Raw genomic sequence first — 18,776 nt, 5'->3', positions numbered from 1 at the left:
CCTCCCGGCTTATTTTTAATTTTCTATTTCAATTTTCATTAAATTAGAGGGTTTGTATCACAAATTAGTTCTATAGTTTTAATACCCTTTTTTTCGCAAAAGACAAAAGAGCTTGTGCTGAAAAAGATGGAATTACTTTCAAAAAGAACATATAATTGAAGGATTAAAATATTTTAATTATTGAAGTGTAGTAGTAAATCTAAATCAACAATTTAAAAAATAAAACTTGGCAGCTGTAAAAGGGAAAATGATTTTCAGAATATTTTGTTAGTTACTGTTATTCCGTATTAAAAGCCCAAAAGAGAGGGAGAATTGTGGAAACGTAGTTTTCCTTCTCAAACTGCCAACGATTAAGTTGCAAAAGCATAATAATTAAGTATTGAGTTATAATGGAGTTTAAAAAGAACTTTTATTGGGTTTTGAGTATTTGTCTGGCAAATTTTTCATTTGTGGCAAATGCGCAAAACATGGAATTAAAAAAAGGATGGCAGTACAGAGAAACCAAAACAACAAAATGGTATCCTGCTTCTGTTCCTGGTGAAGTTCATACCGATTTACTCAATAATAAATTAATACCAGATCCATTTTACAGAGACAATGAAAAAAAGCTGGAATGGATTGAAAAGAAAGATTGGGAATATAAAACTACTTTTGAAGTAAGCGCCGCAACTTTAAATAAAAAAAATACTGAATTAGTTTTTGACGGATTAGATACTTACGCATCCGTTTACTTAAATAATCAGTTAGTTTTAAAAGCTGATAATATGTTTCGTCAATGGCGTGTTGACGTAAAAAAGAATTTAAAGCCGGGAAAAAATGATTTAGTAGTCGTTTTTAAATCAGCACAAAATGTTGTTGATTCATTGGCTAAAAAAGATTTTCCTTTTGTAATTCCAGATAATCCTCGTGCCTATGTACGTAAAGCGCAATATCATTTTGGCTGGGATTGGGGACCAAAATTCACAACTTGCGGAATTTGGAAAACGCCAAGATTAGAAGCATATGATGTAAAAACTCCTGAGAAATCATATGTATTAGATCGCAAAATCGAATTGATACAACAGCCTGATGATAAAGGAACATCATTTTACTTTAAAATTGATGACAAGCCAGTTTATATGAAAGGAGCAAATTACATTCCGTCAGATGCATTCCTGTCGCGAGTAACCAAAAAAGAGTACGAAAAAGTAATTGCACTTGCCAAAGATGCCAATATGAATATGCTGCGTGTTTGGGGAGGCGGGGTTTATGAAGATGATTATTTTTATGATTTATGTGATAAAAACGGAATCTATGTCTGGCAGGATTTTATGTTCGCTGGAACAATGGTGCCGGGAGACGATGCTTTTTTTGACAATGTAAAAAAGGAAGTTCAGTATCAGGTAAAACGTCTTCGTCATCATAAAAGCATCGTTTTATGGTGTGGAAATAATGAAATCGATGAAGCTTTTAAAAGTTGGGGATGGCAAAAAAGCATGAAAATGTCAAAGCAAGATTCGACACGATTATGGAAAGATTACGTTCGTTTGTTTCAAGACAGTATTCCAAAATGGGTAAAAGAAGTTGATCCTAAAAGACCATACCTAAGTTCATCACCTTTATTTCATTGGTCAAAAGCAAAAAGCATTACAGAAGGCGACAGCCATTATTGGGGAACTTGGTGGGGACTTGAAGATATTGAAGCGGTGCAGAATAAAACGGGACGTTTTGTAAGCGAGTACGGAATGCAGGCTATGCCAAATTACTCTTCAATAGAAAAATTTACATTACCAGAAGACCGATATTTATATTCAGATATTTTGCAGGCGCATCAAAAAGCCGGCAAAGGATTCATGAAATTAGATTCGTATTTAAATCGCTATTTTATTAGTTCAGATAAAATAAAGAAAATGAATGTTGAGGATTATACTTACCTCACACAATGTTTGCAATACTATTCAGTAAAAAATATTATAGGCATTCACCGTTCAAAAGCGCCGTACAATATGGGAACATTAGTTTGGCAGCTTAACGATTGCTGGCCGGTTGCAAGCTGGAGCGTAACGGATTATTATGACCGACAGCCAAAAGCAGCTTGGTACGCTATGAAAGAAGCGTATAGAGATGACAAAACACCAGAAATTGATCTTACACGTCCAATTGATTTAAAATTAGAAGACCCAAAAATAACTTGGGAAGTGAAAGGAAATAAAGTGATTTTAAAAGCTTCAAAAGCCGCAAAATATATATACGTTTCTATAAAAGGCTATACAGGAAAATGGAGCGATAATTATATAGATTTGAAAGAGGGCGAAGAAAGAATTATTTCTTTTGAAGGTAAAATTGCAAAACCAGTCCTGAAAGTTTATTCTCTATATGATGTTTTGAAGAGGTATTAAGGAACTAAGTTGCAAAGGTTCAAAGGTTTTTCTGTAGAGATGCACTGCAGTGCGTATTTATTAAAAATATAGATGACAGCCGATTTAATTTTCGGTGCATCAGAAAGTCAAATAAAAAATAGAAATATGTTTACAAAGTACAACAAAATTGCTTTTAGCGGTATTTTAGCTCTAAACCTGTTTTTTGCCAATCCTGCTATTTCACAGGAAAAAAAGGTAAAACAAACAAATTCAGATTATACCCAATATGTAAATCCGTTTATTGGCTCTGCCGGTCACGGTCACGTATTTGTGGGTGCCAATGTTCCTTTTGGAGCCGTGCAGTTAGGACCAGTAAATGTTTTTGAAGGCTGGGATTGGTGCAGTGGATACAATTATGCTAGTAATACTATTTTAGGTTTCACACACACTCATTTAAGCGGAACCGGAATTGGAGATTTAAACGATATTCTTTTATTGCCTGTATCAGGAAAAGTGCCTTTAACAAAAGGAACAAAAGAAGATATGGCAACAGGTTACGGCTCTTATTTCTCTCATGATAATGAAGTAAGCAAAGCAGGATATTACAGTGTACTGCTTGATAAATATAAAATTAAAGCAGAGTTAACAGCGAGCGAAAGAGTAGGTTTCCATAAATACACTTTTAATACTGCTCAAGACAATCACGTTTTATTAGACCTTGCAGATGGTGTAGGATGGGACAAACCTGTAAAAACGTTTATCAAAAAAGTAAACGAAACCACTCTTGTAGGATATAGATATTCAGCAGGATGGGCGGCAGATCAACGTGTCTTTTTTGCAATCGAATTTTCTGAGCCAATTTCAAATATGGCATTGTACGATGATAAAACTTCGGTAAGCGGAAACGAAGGCGAAGGTCTAAAAATGAAAGCAGTTTTAGATTTTACAACTTTAAAAAATAAAGAAGTTTTAGTAAAAGTTGGAATCTCACCAGTAAGCTATGAAAATGCAGTTATCAATATAAAAGCCGAAATTCCAAATTGGGACTTTAATGCTGTAGCAAAACAAGCGACTTCAAAATGGAATGCAGCGTTAAATAAAATTCAGATCAAAGCAGACGATAAAACTATGAAAGTTTTTTACACCGCTTTGTATCATACCATGTTTGCACCTTCAATATTCAATGATGTAAACGGAGATTATAGAGGAACAGACAAAAAAGTATACGAAAAAGCAAACTTTACAAACTACACTACTTTTTCACTTTGGGATACTTACCGTGGTTTACATCCATTGTATACCATTACACAACAAGAAAAAATTAACGACATCGTAAAATCATTTTTAGCGATTTACGAGCAGCAAGGCAGATTACCAGTTTGGCATTTAATGGGTAACGAAACCAATACAATGAACGGAAATCACTCGATCGCCGTAATTGTAGACGCTTACATGAAAGGATATAGAGGTTATGATGTTGCATTAGCTTACGAAGCCATCAAAAAAACAGCGATGCAAACGCGTGAGGGAATGGATTATGTGCAAAAACTAGAATACATTCCTGCAGATAAATTGTTAGAATCTGTTGGAAACGCTTTAGAATATGCGATCGACGATTATTGTATAGCGTTAATGGCGAAAGATCTTGGTAAAACAGAAGATTATAACTATTTCTCAAAAAGAGCCAATTTGTACAAACTTTATTTCGATAAAGAAACTACATTCATGAGAGGTAAATTGACAGATGGAAATTGGAGAACACCATTTAATCCGCTTTCATCAGCACATAGAAAAGACGATTACGTAGAAGGAAATGCATGGCAATACACTTGGTTAGTTCCTCAAGATCCTTACGGTTTAATCGAATTATTTGGAAGCGAAGATAAATTTATTAAAAAATTAGATTCATTATTTTTAATAACTGATAAAGTAGAAGGCGAAGAAATCTCTCCAGATATTAGCGGTTTAATTGGTCAATATGCGCAAGGAAATGAGCCAAATCACCATATTCCATACCTTTATGCATACGTTGGACAACCTTGGAAAACAGCCAAATTAATCCGTGAAATCGATGAGAAATTCTATTCTACAAAACCTGATGGATTGTGCGGAAATGAAGATTTAGGACAAATGTCGGCTTGGTATGTTTTATCATCAATGGGATTCTATTCTGTTAATCCTGCAAATGGAATTTACGTTATGGGAAGTCCGTTAGTAAATTCAGCAGTAATTCATCATAAAGAAGGAATTTCGTTTGCAATAAAAGCAATAGATAACAGCAAAACCAATATTTATATTCAGAAAGCTGAGTTTAACGGAAAACCTTATACAAAATCATATATCACACATGATATGATTGTAAAAGGAGGAGAATTAAAATTGTATATGGGAAGTAAACCATCGACCACTTTTGGAGTTAAAAAAGCAGACAGACCGCTTTAATTTTAGATTTAAGATTTTTGAATGTAGATTTTAGAAGTAGGATTTTAGTTTCCTAACAGGTTTTTAAAACGGGTTAGGTATTATTTCAGACTTTCAACAGCTTTTTCAAAGTTTTAAACTTTGAAAAAGCTTAGACAAATAAGATTTAGATTAAAGAAACTAGGAAGTTCAGTCACAGATTTTAGCTTAAAGCTTATTGCTTAAAGCGTAAAGCAAAAAATAAAAATATGAAAATAAAAAGTTTAATTTTTTTAGGACTATTACAATGCTGCATTTTTGTAAATGCGCAGGTTAAAGCATTAGATCCAGTAGAATATGTAAATCCGTTAATGGGTACACAGTCTTTGCATAGTCTTTCAAACGGAAATACCTATCCCGCAATCTGCAGACCTTGGGGAATGAATTTCTGGACTCCGCAAACGGGTAAAATGGGAGACGGATGGGCTTACATTTATACAGCAGATAAAATTAGAGGATTTAAACAAACACATCAGCCTTCGCCTTGGATGAATGATTACGGACAGTTTTCTATCATGCCGGTTACTGGAAAATTAACTTTTGCAGAAGACGAAAGAGGAAGCTGGTTCAGCCATAAAGCCGAGGTTTCTAAACCATATTATTACAGCGTTTATCTTGCAGATTATGACGTTACAACAGAAATTACTGCAACAGAAAGAGCAGCGCATTTTCAGATTACATTTCCAGAAAATGAACAATCTTCAATTGTAATTGATGCTTTTGATAAAGGTTCTTACATTAAAATTATTCCATCAGAAAATAAAATTATTGGTTACACCACTCGCAACAGCGGCGGAGTTCCAGAGAACTTTAAAAACTATTTTGTACTGCAGTTTGATAAACCTTTTACAACCAATTATACTTGGCATGATAAAGTTTTAGAAAAAGACAAATTAGAATTAAAAGACGATCACGTTGGTGCAGTTGTAGGTTTCAAAACTAAAAAAGGAGAAATAGTAAATGTAAAAGTTTCTTCTTCTTTTATTAGTCAAGAACAAGCTGAGTTGAATTTGAAAAATGAATTAGGAACAGCTTCTTTTAAAGAAACAGTAGCTGAATCTAAAAAAGAGTGGAATAAAGTTCTAGGAAAATTAACTGCAGAAGGCGGAAGCGACGAGCAATTGAAAACATTCTACTCTTGCTTATACCGTACAGCATGTTTCCCTCAAAAACAATACGAAATAAACGCAAAAGGAGAAATTGTACATTACAGCCCGTACAATGGTAAAGTTTTGCCTGGTTATATGTATGCAGGAACAGGTTTTTGGGATACGTTCCGTGCCTTATATCCATTATTGAATTTAGTTTATCCTTCTATAAACAAAGAAATGCAGGAAGCATTAATCAACGATTACAAAGAAGGCGGTTTCTTGCCAGAATGGTCAAGTCCGGGCTTTAGAAATGTAATGGTGGGTAATAATTCAGCTTCTGTAGTTTCTGATGCTTATATCAAAGGATTACGAGGATATGACATCAACAAGTTGTACGAAGCTTTATTACACGGTGCTAACAACGAAGGACCAATGGATGCTGTTGGAAGACGCGGCGTACAGTATTACAATACTTTAGGTTATGTGCCTTACGATGTGAAAATCAATGAAAATGCAGCGAGAACATTAGAATATGCTTACGATGACTTTACGATCTGGAAATTAGCAAAAGCACTAAATCGTCCTAAAAAAGAAATCAATTTATTCGAAAAAAGAATGATGAATTATAAAAATCTTTATAATCCATCAATCGGATTAATGAGTGGTAGAAATAAAGACGGAAGTTTTCCTAAAGATTTCAATCCGTTTAAATGGGGAGATGCTTTTACCGAAGGAAATGCATGGCATTACAGCTGGAGTGTTTTTCATGACGTACAAGGTTTGATTGATTTAATGGGAGGACAAAAGAAATTTACTGCAAAATTAGACGCAGTATTTTCAACACCGCCAATTTTTGACGACAGTTATTACGGATCAGTTATTCATGAAATCCGCGAAATGCAGATTATGAATATGGGACAATATGCGCACGGAAATCAGCCCATTCAACACATGATTTATTTGTATAATTATGCAGGCGAACCTTGGAAAACACAATATTGGTCGCGTGAAGTAATGAACCGTATGTACAAACCAACTCCAGATGGATATTGTGGTGATGAGGATAACGGACAAACATCGGCTTGGTATGTATTCTCTGCAATGGGATTCTATCCAGTTTGCCCAGGAACAGAAGAATATGTTCTAGGAGCACCATTATTTAAAAAGCTGACATTACAATTAGAAAACGGAAAAGAATTGGTGATTAACGCACCAAAAAATTCTGAAACTAATAAATATGCTCAAGATTTAAAATGGAATAACGCAGCTTACTCAAAAAATTATATCAATCATTTTGATGTATTAAAAGGCGGCGAGTTAAATTTTGACATGAGCGATACACCAAATTTACAAAGAGGAACTTCAGCAAGCGCTTTTCCATATTCTTATTCAACTTCAAAATAATATTATGCAATCACGTAGAAAATTCATAAAAAACGCTGGGATATTTTCAGCAGGATTATTGGCCATTCAAACAGATGCTTTCGGAATGCAATCGGATACTTTCAATTTTGCATTAAAAGATTTTATTACAAAAAGACCTCCTGTAGCCGAAAGAAAGTTTACAAGTAAAGCTATTGAAGCCGCTATTGTAAGAATCAAAAAACAAATAGCTAACCCAGAACTGGCTTGGTTGTTTGAAAACTGTTTTCCAAATACATTAGATACCACTGTCGATTTTGAAATCATCGACGGTAAACCTGATACTTATGTAATTACAGGTGATATTGATGCCATGTGGTTACGTGATAGTACAGCCCAAATTTGGCCGTATATTCCGTTTGTAAAAGAAGATAAAAAATTGGCTGAATTGGTAAAAGGAGTAATCAACCGTCAGACAAAATGTATTTTGTTAGATCCTTATGCAAACGCTTTTTACAAAGATTTTAATCAGGTAAGCGAATGGAAAAATGACATGACCAAAATGCAGCCTGGAATTCATGAGCGCAAATGGGAAATTGACAGTTTATGCTACCCAATTAGACTGGCACACGGTTATTGGAAAGAAACTGGAGATATAAGTTTGTTCGACAGCAAATGGAAAGAAGCTATGTTGTTGGTTTTACAAACCTTTAAAGAACAACAGCGCTGGACTGATAAAGGACCATACAATTTTCAAAGAGTTACGGCTTGGGCTACAGATGGAGTGCCTTTAGGAGGTTACGGTTATCCTGTAAAACCATGCGGATTAATTGTTTCGACTTTTAGACCAAGTGACGACAGCACTTTATTTGGATATTTAATTCCAAGTAATATGTTTGCAATTGAAGTGTTAGGATACCTTCAGGAAATTTTCTCTTTGCCGGCTTTATTAGATAAAGATTTAGTTGCCAGAGCAAAAGAAATGCAAGCGCAAGTTCAGAAAGGATTAGAAGAAAACGCAATTATCGAACACCCAAAATTCGGAAAAATCATTGCTTTTGAAGTAAACGGATATGGAAGTTTCCATATGATGGATGATGCTAATGTACCGTCATTATTATCATTACCATATCTGGGAGCAATTGAACCAGATAGTCCGCTATATTTAAACACAAGAAAAGTAGTGCTTTCAGAGAATAATCCGTTTTTCTATAAAGGAAAAGCCGGCGAAGGTATTGGCGGACCACACACAGGAACCGATACAATCTGGCCAATGAGTATTGTTTTAAGAGCCATTACAAGTGTTGACGAAAAAGAAATAAAAGCATGTATAAGCAACTTAATCAAGACAAATGCAGATACTGGTTTTATGCACGAATCTTTTCATAAAGACGACGTAGCAAAATTTACTAGAAAATGGTTTGCTTGGGCAAATACACTTTTTGGAGAAATGATCGTACACACCAGTATTCATTATCCGCAAATTTTAAAAGATAAAAACATTTAAAATAATAATTTGCCATCAAGAGATTAAGAAAAATAAGTAGTTAGACTTAATCTCTTAATGGTAAAAAAGAATCAAAACTAAAATTTAGTTGACCCCATAATGGTTCAATTCCAAAAACAAAAAAACAAGAATGAATAAAGAGTATGCCGTTGGCTTAGATATTGGAGGCACACATATCACCGCAGCGATAATTGATATAGTAGATATGAAGGTGATGGATTTTTCACTGCACAAAGAGTCTTTTGATTCTAATATGCCAGTGGAAGAGGTTATGACTATTTGGGAAAAAGCAATTCGAACATCATTCAAAAATTCTAAAGTCGAAAAAACTTCAGGATTAGCAGTTTGTATGCCGGGACCATTTGATTATACAAACGGAATTTGCTGGATAAAAGACCAATCTAAGTATGAACATTTTTATGGGTTGAATGTACGCGATTTATTTCAGGACAAACTAGATCTTTCTAGCGATTTTCCAATTCTTTTTGAAAATGATGCCGTTTGTTTTGGAAAAGGAGAAGTTTTTAAAGACTCAGAAAATCTTTCTAAAAAAGTAATGGCCATCACACTTGGTACTGGACTTGGCGCTTGTTTTATTGACAAAGGAGAATCAATCAGCACAGGAAATTTAGTACCTAAAGACGGCGAGATTTACGATCTTCCGTACAAAGAAGGTATTGCTGAGGATTACGTTTCAGTTCGTGGACTTTTGGCTGGTTATTTCGCTTTAAGCGGAAAAAAAGTTAACAATGGTTTAGAGCTTTTTAATTTAGCGGAAAACGGCGACGAAATGGCTGTAAAAGTATTTGAACAAATGGGACAAGACTTGGCAGCAATTGTTCTTCCGTGGTTAGAAAAATTTGGTGCCGACAGCTTTATCATTGGAGGAAAAATTGCAAATGCAAGCGAATTCTTTTTACCTGTTTTCAATCAAAAAATTAAAGAAGCTGGAAGTGAAATTGAAGTTTCTATTTCTACAGATAATGAGAAAGCAGCTTTATTAGGCGCCACAAGTATGCTTTATAAAGCGTAATATCAATTATAGAATATTCTATTTTAAAGCTGTCCGAAATTATATTTCGGACAGCTTTTTTTATAAATACTAAAGACGAGCACTCCAAGTTAGACCGCTTATATCTGTTAAAGTCAGCGTGTAATGCTCTTTGTCAGACATTGTTTTACGATCGATCGGAAGCCGCATTGTTGCTTTTGCACCAAGCGGAATAATCAAGCTGTGAGCGCCGGGTTTTATTTTGGCAACATAATGATTGTCAATAGTTGTGGCAGGTAATTTTGCTAAATCAGCTCCATGCAATTGTAAAAGATATTTTCCAGATGAATCTTGAAGCGAAATACCAATCAAAAAAGAGCCATAAACATCAACGCCTTCAACTCGATAAACATCAAAACTCATTTCTGAATCCTGCATTTTAAAATTGCTGATTTCCAGTTTTGGTTTTACTGATTTATTGTGCAACGTTCCAAAAACGCCTCCGTGAAAATATTGATTAGTATACAAAGTAAGACCTGCAATAAAAGCAACAGTTACTAAAATAAGCCGCTTGTATGCCGCTAAATTCAGCGGTCCAGAACCTATAAATTTAAACCATTTTGTTTTAGTAAAAGGGACCTTTCTCGAAATAAAATAAGAATCTAACGAAAGATAGTTACTGCCGGTTATAAATAAAGTAAATCCTGCAGCTAAGCCTAAAATTCCTATCTGCCATTCGTCTAAACAAGTTGTTCCAATCCAGCCGGAAGCGAGTAGAATCCCAAAAGCTAATAAGAATATTCCAATACTCATTAAACGAGTGAAAAAACCAAGAATTAATGCTAAACCTACAATTCCCTCGACAATAGTAAAAGTTACCATTGCATACCATAAAGCTTCGGGATGTGTAACTAAATATTCGATTATGGGTTTTAACCCAAGAGAATTTGGTAAAAAATGATTGAATTTCTCGCCAATGTAACCTGCTTCTTCAGGTATTAATTTGTTTTCTAAAATAAGACGTCTCCAAAATGCCGAAAAATAAGTCCAGCCAACTACCAATCGTAACGATAAAGTAGCCATAGACGCAGTGTCAAAAGATTTCTTTTGCTGTATCATGCAGTATAAAATTTAAAAATAAAAAATTGTTTTAAGCTGTAATTGAATTCGCTTTTAGTGCAATTTTTAGATTTTTAAATACGATAAACATAGGAGGATAAGTCGTAGATTTTTTGCCAAATTCGAAAGCAGGGCGAACTTGAACTTTAGTAAAAACAGCATTCTCATTTACAGGAGAATAAAATGACAGTATTCTAGGTAGAACAGGAATTTGTGGTGCAGGAATAACCTTTTTTACAAAAGTGTTTTTATGAATTAAACTGCTGCTGCAAGATCCAAACTGCGGTAATTGAGTTTGAGTTTTTTGAGAAAATTCGATTGAATCAATCGCAGTAAAATGCAGAATAGTTTTTTTAATCTGACAATTAGAAAAAGCATACACTAAACTGACAACTAACAAAAGCTGTTTAAGATGTCGAAATGTAGTAGTGAAATTTTTCCAATTCATTTTATAAAAATAACTTTAAAAAATGGTACTCGCATTGATTTTAGATAACATTAACAGCTATTTCAACTCAATAAACAAGTTCAGCGTTTGTTTTTATTATTCCGGATTTAAAACGGTGATAATATTTTCTCTCAGACCCGTTTTTAGATTGATAATTTCAAATCTTTTTGCAGCCGAAAACGAACCAATATCGCTGTCGCTGTTAATTAAAATGGCTCCAACAAGAATAATATATTTACAATTGTATTTCGTTGCCGCGATCAGTTCTTGAATACGATCGTCAATGGCCTGATAGATCACTTCGGTTGCCGCTATCAATGGAAGTTCTGAGTTTAGAATTTTATCTTTTTGCTTGAATAAAATTTGCTCAATAATATTCATTTGATAATCCAATTCCGTTACATTTCCTAGTCTTATAGTATTATCTGCTAATTTGTTAAGCGCGCCGGTTGCCGCACCACAGCAAAGTGACTTCTCCGTTTGTCCGATGCGATTGATTTTTCCAACAATTCCTTCTTTAGAAATACCAATATGAGGTCCGTAATAAATAAAAACAGCCCCATCATCAGGAACATGACTTGCGAAAGCGGCCATACCGCTCAATCCAGTAAATGGAAAACCGTCTAAACCGCCCATTTTAAAAGGACCTAAAAACTCAAGAGCTCTTGCAGGATATTGAATGCTGTTTACATCATCGCTGCAAATACTATCTGCCAATATGATTTGTGAAGGTTCTAAATCAAGTTTCTCTTCAACATAATCAATTACTTTATTGATATAATCAATAGTAGTTAAAGCATAAGGATAGTGTTTTCGGATTATATCTAATTTTTCTCTTTTTTTCATTGATCCAATCGTTTTGTAAAAAAAGTTCTGACGAGCAAAAAACTCATGCAAATTTGTACGCAGCTTCTATTTTTGCAATTTTTTATAAAGGTACAGTTAAAAATTAAGTTCTCTTTTTACTTTTAGAATATATTCGAATTTCAAATTAGACAGCATTTAAGATTCTATATTTATGAGATTTTAGAACTGATATGCTCAAAAAGGATATTAAATTTATCGCCGAGTTTTTTCTTAAGACGCTGTTTCGATTTTTTTACAGCATCAGGCGTTATTCCTAATAATTCAGAGATTTCAGTATTATTGAAATTTAGTTTTTGAAGTAATAAAATTCGTTTATTAGAATCTGTAATTTCAGGAAAATCTTCTTCCAGTAAACGATGAAACTCAGGATGAACTTTTTGAAATTCTTTTTTGAAATTTTTCCAGTTTTCCTCCGTCATCAAATGTGATTCTAGTAAAATGCTCAGATTTTCTTTTTCAGAATCGCCGTTAGACGAATTTTTAATTTGATTTATTTCAGATCGTAAACTTTTTATTTGATTGTTTTTTTCTTTCAAATGAGCGGCATGCGCATCTAAATTTTCTTTTGCTTCGGATAATTTTTGCTCATTTTTTATTTTTTCAGTTTTTAACGAAAAGACCTTTTCACGATATTCAATTTGTCTGTTTTTTAAATGCTTTTTAAAATTAATAACAAGAAAAATTAATAAGGAAAGAGAAAGGATAATAATTACAGCATAAACATTTTTTATCGAAATTTCATTCTTGTATTGTTCATTAGTACGATTAATATTTTGCTGAAATTTTTCTTTTTGAATCATCCAGTTTACTTTGTTGATAGCCATATCGCCATCTTTGTTTTTAAGAGAATCTTCAAGAACAAGCATTCGTCTTCTTAAAACCAATTCTTCATCAGCTTTGTTTTGATGCTGCAGGATTCTCAATTTTAGTTGAATGATTTGAAGTTCTGATTTTTCAAAATAAGTTTTTGAGTACACAATATTTTGAGCCTCTTTTAAAGCTTGATCTGCTTTAATAAAATCGTTGTCATCTAAATATAGTTCGGCTAGTAAAATGAAAGCGTACATCGTATTCTGGTAGCTTTTTTCAGCTTTTGAGATGTCGATATCTTTTTTGACTAATGAAATTGCCGATTTAAAATCGCCTTGTTTTTGTTTTACCATTGCCAGATCTCCCAAAGCTTTAGCATAGCGAACTTGATCTTGAATTTCCTGTGCTAGTTTGGCAGTTTGTAAAAAATAATATTGAGCTTTTTTAAGATCAGAAGTATGCAGATAGTTCATACCAATAGCATTTGTTATCGAAGCATATTCGATGCTTTTTTTAGGAGCATTTTTTTTGGCAAGATCTAAATAGTATGCTGCCTCTTTATAATCACCAAGCGTTTGCATAATCCATCCAATTTTTTTGAAGGATTCACCTGGCAAGATTATTTTTTCGGCTGGCAGTTTTTCAATTTTATCAATTACTTTAAGAAGGAGCGGAGTCATTTTTATGAAATCTCTGTAATGATAAAGATAGCTTACATAATTAAGCTGTGTCCAAATTTCAATGCTTTGTTCTTTTAAAAGTGCCGCCTTTTTAAGCGACTGCTGATAATGAAAATCACTTTTTTTGTTTACTGCATTATAAAAATTACTGTATCCATTGGCAAGTAGTGCCTCATAAAAAACGCTGTAGTTTTTATTTTGATGCAGTGGTTTTAAAAAGTTTTTTAATGCCAGTGTATCCTTGTCAAAAGATTTTTCCTGATTTAATACTGCCTCATAATTTTTAATTTCATTTTCGGAAAAAGAAATTTCAATAGGAGCGTTTTGTGCTTTTAATAGAAAGGCAAAAAAGACTAAAGCGATGCAGTAGATTTTCTTTGAAAACATTTTTTCTTAGTTGTGGTTTTTGTTTTTGGGATCGTAAAAATAGCGAAAAAAGTTACGTTTATAAACCAAAAAACATAATGTATTGATTTTGTTAGATTTCTAAACATAAATGTCCCCCATTTGTCCCCCTCATTTTTTATAGTATGAATCCTTTCTAGAGTAGTTTTGCCAAAGCAATATCCGAATTTAAAAAGCCTCGTATATGCAGCAAATTAAGATGTTTTTGCTGCCTCATTTTTCAGCGTTAGGAACTGCTGTGGTAACTGTAGAAAATTTTATTGCCCCAACTGTTCTCCCCCAAGATATAACAGTCAATTCGATTTTACAGGAAATGCAGTAATAGTTCTAGCGCTGATTAATTTTGACGGCAGTTATAGTAATCGAGTGTTTATTATCATTGTTTTTAAAGAGGTATAAACCTAAGGTGTAAGGAATTTTTGTTTTACACTAAACAACCACAATCATTGTTATTTGAAATGACAAACTGATATTGTGTTTTCTGCATAGTCCGTGGTTTCAACCACGGGGCGTAATATTGACACACATCGTATTGTGTTCCCGTGGTTGAAACCACTAGCTATGTTTATAACGTTTGAATAAAAAAGAAAATCGCATAGTTTTATTAATTCTTTGTTTCGAATGAAAAAAATGCTCAAAACGAACTTTAAACTCCAAACTTTGTCTAAGTTTTGAACCAATTTGGGTGTAAACTCTGAGAGGAAATTAGAAAGAGAATAAAGTCGAATTTATTTAACGTATTGGGTGTAATTGCTCAAAAAACAATCTAACACATAGAAACATAGATTTTATAGCTAGAAAAGGGGACAAAAAGAAATATGTTTCTTTCGCATAGCGCAGCTATGTGTATTTAAAAAAGTGAAACGCCTAATTTTCGGCTGCAAAAGCTATGTTTCTATGTGTTGAAAGCAATTACACCCAACGGGTTTATTTAACGATACTCAAATCCTTAAAAACAGATTTCGTTATATCCTTTCTGCAATTTCCGAAAGCAGCACTATTAATTTTTCGATCTTGCAAAAGGCGTGTTGCAAAAAAATAAGTGCCATTATTATTTACAATATAACCAACCCACCATCCGGTATTGATTTCGTTTTCTCTAGTCCAGCCTGTTTTTGAATAAATAGAGTAGTCGCTGTTTTGCTCCGTCAGCATAACTTTTTTTACAATTTGCATATTCCGTTTCGAAAATGGAAGCTTTTCGTCGTAAAGATTTTTTAGAAATACAACTTGATTAAGAGGGGAAATTTTAAAGTTGCCAAAATTCCAAAAATCAGCATCTGTTTGCGACAGATCGAGATTTCCGTAATGACACAATGATAAGTATTTTTTGTAATTATCCTTTCCAATTTTCTTTGCCAACTCCACAAATGCCCAGCCTGCAGAAACTTCAAAAGCTTCTTTTACTGTTATGTCGTGGTATATCTCAGGACGATAACCATATTTTATAGTATCTGTAGTTCTCGGCCATTTTACTATGTCATTTTCGCTGGAAATAGTTTTTGTTTCTAATGCTATAAGCAGATTGATAATTTTGAAAGTCGATGCAGGAAGTGTTTCTTTTTTGGTGCCAATTGTGTCAGATAAAAACCATCTATGTTTATTGTTATCATAAATGGCAATCGAACCTTCGACATTGCAGTTGTCAAAATATTTTTTAAAATCGGATCGTATGACAATTTTATCGTGGTTGGATATAATTGTGTGATCCCCTTTTTTTAGATTGGATGAGCAAGAAAATAGAAACCCTAAAATAAGAAATCCTGTAAATAATTGTTTCAAATTCATTTTGCTCTTTTAAAATAGTACACGGACTTTTTTTAGTCTCAGATGGGGTTTTGTGAAAAGTTTTTGCCACTAATTTCACGAATTGACACTAATTTTTTATTCTAATTAAGTAAATGATTATTCATTTAAATAATTTAATTCGAGGAAATTTGTGAAATTCGTGGCAAAAAAACAAAGACTCTTACACCTTAAAAATCAAATTCTTTTTATAGAAAACCCATAAAATCAGAGACCAGAAAATGGCATAAGAGATAGCGTAAGCCAATGACGAATTCATTGGATTCTCAAAACAAGGCACAATCCAAAATTTATAAATTAAGGTTTGAAGATTGATTTCTTCTCCAGTTAAATCAGGACTTTGCATTTTTATAGAACTCATTACTCTTGGAATCACACCAGAAAAGTAAAATACAATCATAGGATTTACGCCCCAGATCAAGAATAATTTTGTCCATTTTTTATAGTTGGCAACATCAATAATATAATACAGCAAGGTTAAGCATATTGTTGCAATTCCAGCCGTATATAAAACGTATGAACTTGTCCAAAGCGATTTATTTATTGGGAAAATAATATTCCAAAGTAAACCAAGAGCCCACAAAACAATTCCTGAAATTGCAAGTTTCTTTATGATTTCAGTTTTAGAAATTTGTAAGTTTAAAATCTGTCCAATAAACATTCCAAGTATTCCTGTACCAATAGCCGGCAGCGTGCTTAAAATTCCTTCAGGATCCCAAGTTTTAGAAACGCTCCATAAATGTCCATTTAAAATTAAATTGTCTAACCATCCTGCAAGATTAGTATCTTTTTCAAAATTGGCAGCGCCAATTCCGGGAACGGGAACAAAAGCCATTAAAATGTAATAACCCACTAATATCGAAGCGACAATTAAAAGCTGTGATTTTAAATTTGTTTTTAAATACAATAACGAAGCGAAGAAATAAACAATTCCAATTCGCTGCAAAACGCCTGGAATTCTAACATCTTCAAAAGCTTCTAATTTGCTGTAGGCGAGAACCATCATCAACGTAAAAATTCCAAAAACAAGATAGGTTTTAACCTTTAAAGTAAAGTTTCCTAAAAGAGCATAAGCAACGGCAAAAGTGATGGCTAATCGAACAAGTAACAATGGAATTCCTTCTAGATCAAATAAGTGGATTCTACTGAAAAAGTTTAGAGATAATCCCAAACAGAAAATTCGCAGAGAACGAACCAAAATTTTATTGAATACAGCTGCATCAAAATGCTTTGTTGGCATAGCAAAAGGTATTGCAGTTCCCATTATAAAAACAAAAAACGGAAAAACTAAATCAGTAGGAGTACAGCCGTGCCATTCAACATGTTCTAAAGGCGGATAAATAGAAGCCCAGCTTCCAGGATTGTTGACAATAGTCATTAATAAAATTGTAAATCCTCTAAATACATCCAGTGAGGTTAAACGTTCTTTTGTCATTGGGTAGGTTTTTGGTTCGGTTAATTATTTAAAAGAGAACTTTTAAAGCTGTATGGACACAATTATAAAAAGTAACACGGATTGCACTAATTGTCACTAATTTGTTTGTGAAATTAATTTCACAAACAAGATTAACCTATTAAAATTAGTGCAAATTGGTGAAATTTGTGTTTAAATTGTTTTATAATATTTGTGTTCATGCGGTAGACTTTTAGAGTGTTTGTTTATGATGGAAAAGAGATTTTTCCCATTGATACTGATGGAATTCGTTTGCGAGATCCAAAATCAGATTTTCCTCCAGAAACGGTTTCATTTGCTAAAATGGCAAATAAGATTGCTTCTTTTGCATCGCCTGAAATTCCCAGCGAATCAGTATTGGTAAAAGTACAAGACAGCAGTTCTTTAAGCCAGCCTGTTAACAACGGATTATGAGCGCCTCCGCCAGACATATAAATAGTAAAACTTTCTATTGGATAAGTTGTATTGCTGATCGTTGAATTTATAGCTTCTGCTATTGTTTCGGCACTAAATCTGGTTAAAGTTGCTAATAAATCTTCGATAGAAATATTTTCAGTATTGCTTTTAGTTTGTGCATTTCTCACATATTCAATACTAAAAAGCTCTGGACCTGTGGTTTTTGGAAATGGCGCTTGAAAAAAATCATCAGCTTTTAAAGCTTCTAAAAGAGATAGATTTACTGTACCTTTTTTTGCAATTTCGGCATCTTTATCATACGCTTTATCAGGAAATGAAAGTCTGGTAAAAGCATCAATTAAAGTGTTTCCAGTTCCTGTATCCGTTACAAAAACCTCTTCGGGATTATGATTGGAAGGTAAAAAAGTAAAATTGGCAATACCGCCCATATTAAGCATAATGCGATTTTCGCCTTTTTTACTAAACAAAAAATAATCTCCATAAACAGCTAACGGTGCACCTTCGCCGTCCGCTGCTATATGTTTTTGTCTAAAATCAGAAATAGTTAAGATTCCAGTTTTTACGGCGATATGATCTCCATCGCCAATTTGTAAAGTACCGTTTGTAAAGTTTTCTAACTGATGCAGGATTTTTGGAGCATGAAAAACGGTTTGCCCGTGCGAGGCTACTAAATCAACTTTTGAAGTTGGGATTTTCCAATGGTTTAAACAATCAAGAATCATATTAGCATGAAGAATCCCGATCCATTCATTCAATAAAACTAGTTTCTGAAAATCAATAGTAGGTTTTGCAAACACGCTTCTGATTTCTGATTTTATTTCTTCTGAATAATCGACTGTGTCAAATTCTAATAATTGAACTTCAGTGTTTTCTCCAGAACCAGTAATTTTGCACAAAGCCACATCTAAACCATCCAAAGAGGTGCCAGACATTAACCCAACAATAATTCGGGAAGGTTTTTTTGCGATTTCATACAGTGCTTCTAAATTTGCATTCATGATCTTTTTTTTTAGTTTAACTA

13 protein-coding genes are annotated in these 18,776 nt (G+C 33.5%); 6 read left to right on the top strand and 7 right to left on the bottom strand.

The features are described from left to right. Nucleotides 1–467 precede the first annotated feature (467 nt). The 5 genes from BOW55_RS02115 (at nucleotide 468) to BOW55_RS02095 (ending at nucleotide 9,792) form a co-directional block, all read left to right on the top strand. On the top strand, nucleotides 468–2,378 hold the full coding sequence (locus tag BOW55_RS02115) for a glycoside hydrolase family 2 protein (protein WP_241686447.1): 1,911 nt from the start codon (nucleotides 468–470) through the stop codon (nucleotides 2,376–2,378). A 126-nt stretch (nucleotides 2,379–2,504) separates the two neighbouring features. Beyond that, a complete protein-coding gene (locus BOW55_RS02110; RefSeq protein ID WP_129022764.1) occupies nucleotides 2,505–4,781 on the top strand; it encodes a GH92 family glycosyl hydrolase in 2,277 nt (758 codons plus the stop codon). A gap of 227 nt (nucleotides 4,782–5,008) precedes the next feature. After that, complete coding sequence (locus tag BOW55_RS02105) at nucleotides 5,009–7,294, top strand: GH92 family glycosyl hydrolase (RefSeq protein WP_129022763.1); 2,286 nt, start codon at nucleotides 5,009–5,011, stop codon at nucleotides 7,292–7,294. Between the two features lie 4 nt (nucleotides 7,295–7,298). Next, the gene (locus BOW55_RS02100; protein WP_129022762.1) at nucleotides 7,299–8,759 is read left to right on the top strand and encodes a glycoside hydrolase family 125 protein; all 1,461 of its coding nucleotides are present in this window, start codon (nucleotides 7,299–7,301) and stop codon (nucleotides 8,757–8,759) included. Nucleotides 8,760–8,889: 130 nt separating this feature from the next. Then, nucleotides 8,890–9,792 (top strand): ROK family protein, encoded by a 903-nt coding sequence (locus tag BOW55_RS02095; protein WP_129022761.1) that lies wholly within the window; start codon nucleotides 8,890–8,892, stop codon nucleotides 9,790–9,792. A 69-nt stretch (nucleotides 9,793–9,861) separates the two neighbouring features. Here the strand turns inward: BOW55_RS02095 and BOW55_RS02090 are convergent, their stop codons facing one another. From BOW55_RS02090 to BOW55_RS02075, 4 genes are all read right to left on the bottom strand, one after another. After that, nucleotides 9,862–10,869, bottom strand: a complete 1,008-nt coding sequence (locus BOW55_RS02090) for a TQO small subunit DoxD (protein ID WP_129022760.1) — start codon at nucleotides 10,867–10,869, stop codon at nucleotides 9,862–9,864. A 31-nt stretch (nucleotides 10,870–10,900) separates the two neighbouring features. Continuing rightward, on the bottom strand, nucleotides 10,901–11,317 hold the full coding sequence (locus BOW55_RS02085) for a hypothetical protein (RefSeq protein WP_129022759.1): 417 nt from the start codon (nucleotides 11,315–11,317) through the stop codon (nucleotides 10,901–10,903). 96 nt (nucleotides 11,318–11,413) lie between these two features. Then, nucleotides 11,414–12,163: a hypothetical protein gene (locus BOW55_RS02080; protein ID WP_129022758.1), complete on the bottom strand. Its 750-nt coding sequence runs from the start codon at nucleotides 12,161–12,163 to the stop codon at nucleotides 11,414–11,416. 170 nt (nucleotides 12,164–12,333) lie between these two features. Next, entirely contained in the window at nucleotides 12,334–14,061 is a 1,728-nt protein-coding gene (locus BOW55_RS02075; protein WP_129022757.1) for a lipopolysaccharide assembly protein LapB, read from the bottom strand. A 202-nt stretch (nucleotides 14,062–14,263) separates the two neighbouring features. Between BOW55_RS02075 and BOW55_RS20755 the strand changes: the two genes are divergently transcribed. Then, nucleotides 14,264–14,401 carry a hypothetical protein gene (locus tag BOW55_RS20755; protein ID WP_164974990.1) on the top strand — a complete coding sequence of 46 codons (138 nt, stop codon included), beginning with the start codon at nucleotides 14,264–14,266 and terminating at the stop codon, nucleotides 14,399–14,401. Nucleotides 14,402–15,006: 605 nt separating this feature from the next. On the opposite strand, the gene BOW55_RS02070 is transcribed toward BOW55_RS20755, so the two are convergent. From BOW55_RS02070 to BOW55_RS02060, 3 genes are all read right to left on the bottom strand, one after another. Further along, a complete protein-coding gene (locus BOW55_RS02070; protein WP_129022756.1) occupies nucleotides 15,007–15,867 on the bottom strand; it encodes a class D beta-lactamase in 861 nt (286 codons plus the stop codon). Between the two features lie 181 nt (nucleotides 15,868–16,048). Next, entirely contained in the window at nucleotides 16,049–17,320 is a 1,272-nt protein-coding gene (locus tag BOW55_RS02065; protein WP_129022755.1) for an acyltransferase family protein, read from the bottom strand. Nucleotides 17,321–17,544: 224 nt separating this feature from the next. Next, nucleotides 17,545–18,753 (bottom strand): anhydro-N-acetylmuramic acid kinase, encoded by a 1,209-nt coding sequence (locus BOW55_RS02060; protein WP_129022754.1) that lies wholly within the window; start codon nucleotides 18,751–18,753, stop codon nucleotides 17,545–17,547. Between the last annotated feature and the right edge of the window lie 23 nt (nucleotides 18,754–18,776).

Source organism: Flavobacterium sp. YO12 (assembly GCF_004119495.1).
GTDB lineage: Bacteria > Bacteroidota > Bacteroidia > Flavobacteriales > Flavobacteriaceae > Flavobacterium.
This window is presented reverse-complemented; position numbering and strand designations above follow the sequence as displayed.